Annotated in this window: 5 protein-coding genes (1 of these 5 only partly in view); 2 read left to right on the forward strand and 3 right to left on the reverse strand. The window is 67.5% G+C overall.

The annotated features are described in order from the left end of the window. Positions 1-6 precede the first annotated feature (6 nt). The 3 genes from AB6N07_RS03080 to AB6N07_RS03090 are packed head-to-tail and all read right to left on the reverse strand — an operon-like array spanning position 7 to position 4,658. A complete protein-coding gene (locus AB6N07_RS03080) occupies positions 7-2,784 on the reverse strand; it encodes a DUF4159 domain-containing protein (RefSeq protein ID WP_370676353.1) in 2,778 nt (925 codons plus the stop codon). After that, positions 2,781-3,668, reverse strand: a complete 888-nt coding sequence (locus AB6N07_RS03085; protein WP_370676354.1) for a DUF58 domain-containing protein — start codon at positions 3,666-3,668, stop codon at positions 2,781-2,783. Before AB6N07_RS03085 ends, AB6N07_RS03080 begins: the two co-directional genes overlap by 4 nt. 3 nt (positions 3,669-3,671) lie before the next feature. After that, positions 3,672-4,658 (reverse strand): AAA family ATPase, encoded by a 987-nt coding sequence (locus AB6N07_RS03090; RefSeq protein WP_370676355.1) that lies wholly within the window; start codon positions 4,656-4,658, stop codon positions 3,672-3,674. A 273-nt stretch (positions 4,659-4,931) separates the two neighbouring features. Here AB6N07_RS03090 and AB6N07_RS03095 point away from each other — a divergent pair, with 273 nt between their 5' ends. Next, the gene (locus tag AB6N07_RS03095; protein ID WP_370676356.1) at positions 4,932-5,564 is read left to right on the forward strand and encodes a CoA pyrophosphatase; all 633 of its coding nucleotides are present in this window, start codon (positions 4,932-4,934) and stop codon (positions 5,562-5,564) included. Further along, positions 5,561-6,693: the 5' portion of a CCA tRNA nucleotidyltransferase gene (locus AB6N07_RS03100; RefSeq protein WP_370676357.1), read on the forward strand. 55 nt of this gene lie beyond the right edge of the window; only the first 1,133 of its 1,188 coding nucleotides appear in the window; it begins with the start codon at positions 5,561-5,563; its stop codon lies beyond the right edge, outside the window. The genes AB6N07_RS03095 and AB6N07_RS03100 overlap by 4 nt, the downstream gene beginning before the upstream one ends.

A 6,693-nucleotide genomic window follows, 5' to 3' on the forward strand; every position in this document is an offset into this window, starting at 1 on the left:
ATGGCCTCATTGCCCCAACCGTTCGAGGAGGGCGGGCACGTGCACTTGATCGGCCTTGTAGCTACCGGTCAGGACGTACATGACGATGTTGAGACCGGCCCGGAAGGCGAATTCGCGCTGGCGCGGCGAGCCGGGCACCAGTGGATGCAGGAAGGCGCCGCCCTCGTCGGCCGCCCAGGCGCCGGCAAGATCGTTGCCGGTGATCAGAAGCGGAGAAACGCCATCGGCGGCCCGTACTGGCCGCCCCTCTCCGGTGTCCTCGCTGCCCTCATTGTCGGGCGCCTCAACCCATAATGGCGATCCTTCGGTTCGGCCGACGAAGGCGCCGAGCAGATAGAAGGATTTGGTGAGCACGTGGTCAGACGGCACCGGCTCGAGCGGCGGTACATCGATCGTCGCCAGCATGTCGCGCAGGCGTGCCGTGTTGGGCGAGGCGGCGGAGAAGTCGGCGTCGTCGCGGCTGTCGAACAGGACGGTGCCACCATCCTTCATGAACGCCTCGACGTGGGTCATGGCGGCGGCCGATGGCATCTGTGCTGCCGCGTCGATGGGCCAGTAGATCAACGGGAACACCGAAAGTTCGTCATGCTCCGGATCGACGGCCATCGGTTCGCCCGGCTCCAGCGACGAGTGATTGGCGATGAAGCGGGAAAGTGTCGACAGGCCGGCGCGGCTGGTTTCGTCTATGTCGGCGATGCCGGTTTCGACATAGGCGAGTCGTGTGGCGGACAGCGCTTCCAGAAGGCGCGCGTCGTCGGCGGCGCGGGCGACGGGCGGCATCAACAAGAGGGCGAGGCCAATGCCAATCACCATGGCGGCCGTGGCGGACCGGCGCCGTCTGAACCCGCCAGCCAGCGCTGTGACGGCAAGGCCATCGGCGATGAGCAGCAGGAAGGCGAGGCCAAAGCCGAAGGGCGACAGGTCGGTCGCCGCCTCGGTGACGAGACCGGTGCGATGGATGCTGCCCGGCAGATTGGAAAGGTCGGACGGCAGGTAGGCCATGTCCGGCCTCAGCGGATTGAGCGCGCGGAAACCATCATCGCTGCCATAAAGACCCGGGGGCGTGGAGCGTGAGGGCCTGATTGTCGCGATATCCGCCTCACGGATGCCAGTAACGCCAGCCGATGGTGCCATCGGGCGACCATAGCCGTCGAGAAGCGAGAGCGGGGGCAACATCGCGTTGCCGCCGACATCGCGCGCGTTCCCGGCGGCGGAGCCGAGAGCGACGGTTCGGCGCAGCATCTCAACGAAGGCTCCGGAGATGGGAAGGTTGGACCAGCGGGTGTCGGCTGTGACGTGAAACAGCACCAGCCAACCGGCGCCAGTGCGGGCAGCGGTGACCAGTGGCGTGCCGTCGGACAGGCTGGCCCATGTCCGGTCGGCAAGGTCGACGCCGGGTTCAGCCAACACCTGTCGGTTGACCGTCACATCACCGGGAACAGCAAGACCGGCGTAGGGGCTGTTTTCCGAGAAACTGCCAAGTGCTTGCGGCTTGCTCCATGAGAGCGAGCCTCCGAGGGCACGGTCGCCACGCCGGAGCGGGGTCGGCACTTGGGTCTCGTCCGAGGCGGCAAGTCGAGGCCCGGCAAATCGGACGAGCACGCCGCCTTTCTCCATGAAGGCACGGGCGAGCGCCGCTTCGCCGGCGCTGAAGCGGCCGGCATCGGCAACAAGAATAGCTGCCGGCCGCGCTTCGATCGCCGCCTTGAATGCGTCCGAGAGCGCACCCTGGCCGGTGACCGTCACCTCGGCAAAGGGAGCGAGCGCTTTTTCCAGGAAATATTCGGGCGCAATCAGCGGCCGCGCCGCGTCACTGCTGGTCGCTGTGACGATGGCGACCGACCGACGGCGCCAGCGGTCATCGAGCAGGTGAACGCCGAGTGCCGAGTTACCGTTCGTCACTTCGGCGCGGGCGATGTCATTGCGGATCTCGAGCGGCAGCTCGAAACGAACGTCGGCTTGGGCGTCGCCGGCCGCCAAGGTGAAGGGACGTTCGTCGAGGAGCCTTCCCTTGCGGTCGAGGAGGCGGAGACTGCCCTCTGCCTGTGTGCCGGCCACCGGTCGTCGCAGATGGATGGTAACGGCGGCGCCGTCCTGCTCGACACCATCAATCGCCACGGGCGCCGGTCGGCCCGAGACGGCGAGCGTCACAGGCGCCGTCGGGGAAAGCCGAGCGAGGCCGGAGAGGAAATCATGGGCCGTGCCGTTGTCGCCGGGCTCCGGCAGGGCGATGATCTCGCCCGGTGGTGTCTCCGCAGCCAGGCGCGCCAGGGCGGGCAGAAGCGGAACCCGATCGGGTAGGGTAGCGCGTGGGCTGAGGGCATTGAGACGCCGGACCGCCTCGGCGGCCGTCGTTTGCGCGCCAATGCCGTCCGGCCCGTCGGCGGTGGCGACCAGCAGCACCGGCCGTCCAGTGTCGCCGGCCTCCGTCAGAATGGCGGCGGCGGTGGCGCGGCGCTCCGGCCAGTCGGGGGCGGCGCTGGCGCCGTTATCGACGACGAGCCACAGCGGTCCTTCCCCCTGGACGATCCGCTCGGACGGCTGAAGAATCGGCCCGGCCACCGCCAGAACGATCAGGCCGGCGATCAGAAGCCGCAAGGCGATCAGCCACCAAGGTGTGCGGATCGGCGTCTCTTCGTCCCGCTTGGGGCGGACGATCAGGGCGAGCGGCGGAAAAAGGCGCGTCACCGGACGTGGCGGCGTTGCTTTCAGGAGCCACCAGATAGCCGGCAGTGCCAAAAGGCCGATGAGAGCCAGCGGCGCGACGAAGGAAAGACCGCTCATGCTTCCCCCCCTTCCGGCGCCGAGAGCTGGCCGCAGAGGGCAATCAGCGTTTCGGTCGCCGGCCGGTCGGTACGGGCGAGCGTATGGCTCCAACCTGCTCGACAGGAGGAAACGAGATGCTCTCGGTGGCCGCTCCGGCTGGCGAGATAGGTCTCGCGCCAGGCCTCGGCCCGACCGGCCGTGAGGCGGGCACCGTTTTCGGGATCGATGAAATCGACGCGGCCCGCGAAGGGGAAGGTCTCCTCGACCGGGTCGGCAATCTCCAGGAGGTGGACGCGGCTTTCGAGCGTGGCGAGCTCGGCAAAGAGCGAATCGCGGTCCACCTGTGGTCCGAGGAAATCGGAGATGAACACCGCGTCGTCGCGGCGACGCATGGCCATCGGCGCCTGGCTCGCATCAACGGCGCCGAGCCGGGCGAGCTTCATGGCGATGACTTCGGCGCCGTCGCGCCGGGCGGTCGGCTCGGCATCACCAACGAGACCGACCCGTTCGCCAGCGCGCGACAGCAGTTCGGCCAAGGCCAGGGCGAAGGTGAGGGCCAGATTCTGCTTGCTCGTCAGGGCGAGTTCGGAGCGGAAATCCATCGATGCCGAGAGATCGACCCATAGCCATACGGTATGCGCGTTCTCGCGCTCCCGCTCGCGTACATACAGTGTCTCGTCGCGCGCCGACCGCCGCCAGTCGATGCCGCGCATCGATTCGCCGGAGAGAAAAGGACGAAACTGCCAGAAATCCTCGCCGGGACCGGCCCGGCGGCGGCCATGCCAGCCAGCGGCCACCGTGCCGGCGACCCGCCGCGCCTCGACGAGAAGGTCGGGCAAGGCGGCGGCCAAGCCACGCGCGGCGGCGACGCCTTCCGGCGTCAGGGCGTCGTGCCCGGTCATGGCTCAGATGACCTTTTGCAGGATGAGACCGATCACCTCGGCAACGGCGCGGCGACGGGCACGCGCTTCGAAGGTCAGCGCCATGCGGTGTTTCAGCACGGGCACCGCAAGGGTGGCCACATCATCCAGCGACGGTGCGTAGCGGCCGGTCAATAGCGCGCGGGCGCGCACGGCCAGCATCAGCGACTGGGCGGCACGCGGACCCGGCCCCCAGGCGATATCGCGGGCGGCATCCGGAGCGAGATCGGCGCCAGGACGGGCGCCGCGCACGAGATCGAGGATTGCCTCGACGATACGATCGCCGACCGGCATCCGGCGGACCAGCGTCTGCAAGTTCTGAAGCTCGCCGTCGGCAAGCAGTCGCTCCGCCGTCGCCTCGTCACGCCCGGTGGTCTCGATCAGGATACGGCGCTCGGTGTCGCGGTCGGGATAGTCGAGGTCGATCTCGAGCAGAAAACGGTCGAGCTGGGCTTCAGGCAACGGGTAGGTGCCCTCTTGCTCAAGCGGGTTCTGCGTCGCGAGAACGTGGAAGGGGGCCGGAAGATCGTAGCGGACGCCGGCGACCGTGACATGGTGTTCCTGCATGGCCTGCAGGAGTGCCGACTGGGTGCGTGGAGAGGCGCGGTTGATCTCGTCGGCCATGACCAGCTGAGCGAACACCGGGCCGCGGATGAACCGGAAGGAACGACTGCCGTCGGCCGCCTGATCGAGCACCTCCGAGCCGAGAATATCGGAGGGCATCAGATCGGGCGTAAACTGAATGCGCCGCTCGCTGAGGCCGAGCACGATGGCGAGTGTCTCGACCAGTTTGGTCTTGGCAAGGCCCGGCACGCCGACAATCAAGCCGTGACCGCCGGAGAGCAGGGTCACCAGTGCCGCTTCGACGGCCGCCTCCTGCCCAAAGATGACGCGGGCGATGGCGGCGCGCACGGCCGAGAGCCGCGCGAAGGCGGCGTCCGCTTCGGCGACGGCGTCTGTAGCCATCTTCATGTCTGCGTCCATCGCGGATTGCTCCTCTTTTCTTCCTCAATCGCCAGCGGGCCTCCGGCCCTTGGCTTTCGCTTCGCGTGGCGCCGCTTGGCGCCTGAACCCGCTTTCGCGGCTTCTTGTTTCCGCTTCAACCGCCGGTGCGCTTGCGCCCATCGGGCAAGTTTGACATCTCCCGTCGCGCGGCGCATCACCTTTCGGCGATGGATGCTGGATCTGGTTTCAACCCATGAGGCAAGCAAAATCAAGGCAGGCGCGGTTGGTCGGGAGGCGGGCGTGATCGCTGAGGAAGTGGGACCGACCGAAATCATCGCCAGAGCCGGCCGGATGCGGCCACTGTCGACCGCCGGCGCCTTGCGCGATTCCGGAGAGGGGCGAGTGGCAGCCAGCCTCGCGGCATCCACCGAACCACTGCGTGACGCGGCCGTGCTGATCGGCCTTGTTGGGCGGCAGGATGCCAGCGGCCTCGATCTTATCATGATCCGACGCACCGAGGGCCTTCGCGTCCATTCCGGCGAGGTGGCGCTTCCCGGCGGCAAGATCGAACCGGAGGATGCTTCGCCGGTCGAGGCGGCCTTGCGCGAGGCGGAAGAGGAGGTCGGTCTGCATCCCTCGGCGGTTCAACCGGTGGGCCTGCTCGCGCCCTATCCGACGCCGTCCGGCTTTCGGGTCTTCCCGGTGATCGGTCTTGTCGACGGCGCGCCGGCTCTGGTTGCCAACCCCGGTGAGGTGGCCGAGGTGTTCTCGGTGCCGCTCGATTTCGTGCTCGATCCCGGCAATCATCGCGAGGAATTCTCCGAGCACGCGAGCGGCCGCCGCCACTATTTCTCACTGCAATATGGCCGGCACCGCATCTGGGGCGTCACTGGCAATATTCTGCGCCGCTTTTATGAGGAAGTGTTTCGATGATCCTGCCCGCCTCGATCACAGGCGCGCCTTTTCTCGCCGATCCGGCTTTCCAGCGGGTGATCATGGCGATCGAGCAGGACGGCGATCGGGCGCGTGTGGTCGGCGGCGCGGTGCGCAACACGCTGATCGGTGTCCCCGTCGATGACGTCGATATCGCGACGACGGCGCCACCCGAAGTGGTTGCCGCCCGAGTGGCGGCCGCCGGCCTCAAAGCGGTGCCGACCGGGATCGCCCATGGCACGGTGACGGTCGTTTCCTCCGGACGGCCGTTTGAAGTGACGACGCTCCGGGCCGACGTCGAGACCGACGGCCGGCATGCCGTTGTTGCTTTCACCCGCGACTGGGTCGGGGATGCCCGGCGGCGCGACTTCACCATGAACGCCGTCTACGCCGATGCCGATGGCGCATTATTCGATCCGGTCGACGGCATTGCCGACGCGCTTGCCGGCCATGTCCGCTTCATCGGCGACCCCGCCGAACGAATCAAAGAGGACTATCTCCGCATCCTGCGCTTTTTTCGCTTCCAGGCCCGCTATGGCCGCGACACGCTCGATCCGGCGGGGCTTGCGGCGGCGGTTGCTCTACAAGAGGGAATCGACCGGCTGTCGCGCGAACGGATCGGCGCGGAGATGCGCAAGCTGGTGACGGCGGATGGGGTGGTGCCCGCACTCGCGTTGATGGACGAGACGGGGATCCTGGCTCGTATTCTTCCGGGCGGCGGTGCCGTGGCGCGTTTGTCTGTCCTGATCGATCTGTCGATTCGACATGGTCTGCCAATCGATCTTGAAACACGACTTGCCGCGCTTGCCGTTGATCGGCAGGCGCTTGCCGAGGCGTTGCGCCTGTCACGCCGGGAGGACAAGCGGATCGGGGCGATCGTCCTGTGGGCCGACACGCTCGCCACCCGGATGGACGAGGCGGCCGTCCGCCTTGCCGTGTTTCGGGCCGGCAACGAAGTGGCGTCCGCCGCCTTGCTCCTTGCGGTGGCGCGGGCAGGGCATGATCTCGACATTGATCTTCTTTTACTTGCGCGCGACCTTCAGCTCCCCAAATCGCCGGTAACCGCGGCCGGTTTGATCGCCGAAGGCTATGTCCCGGGACCGGCGCTCGGTGCCGAATTACGGCGCCG

Source organism: Pleomorphomonas sp. PLEO (genome assembly GCF_041320595.1).
Lineage (GTDB): Bacteria > Pseudomonadota > Alphaproteobacteria > Rhizobiales > Pleomorphomonadaceae > Pleomorphomonas.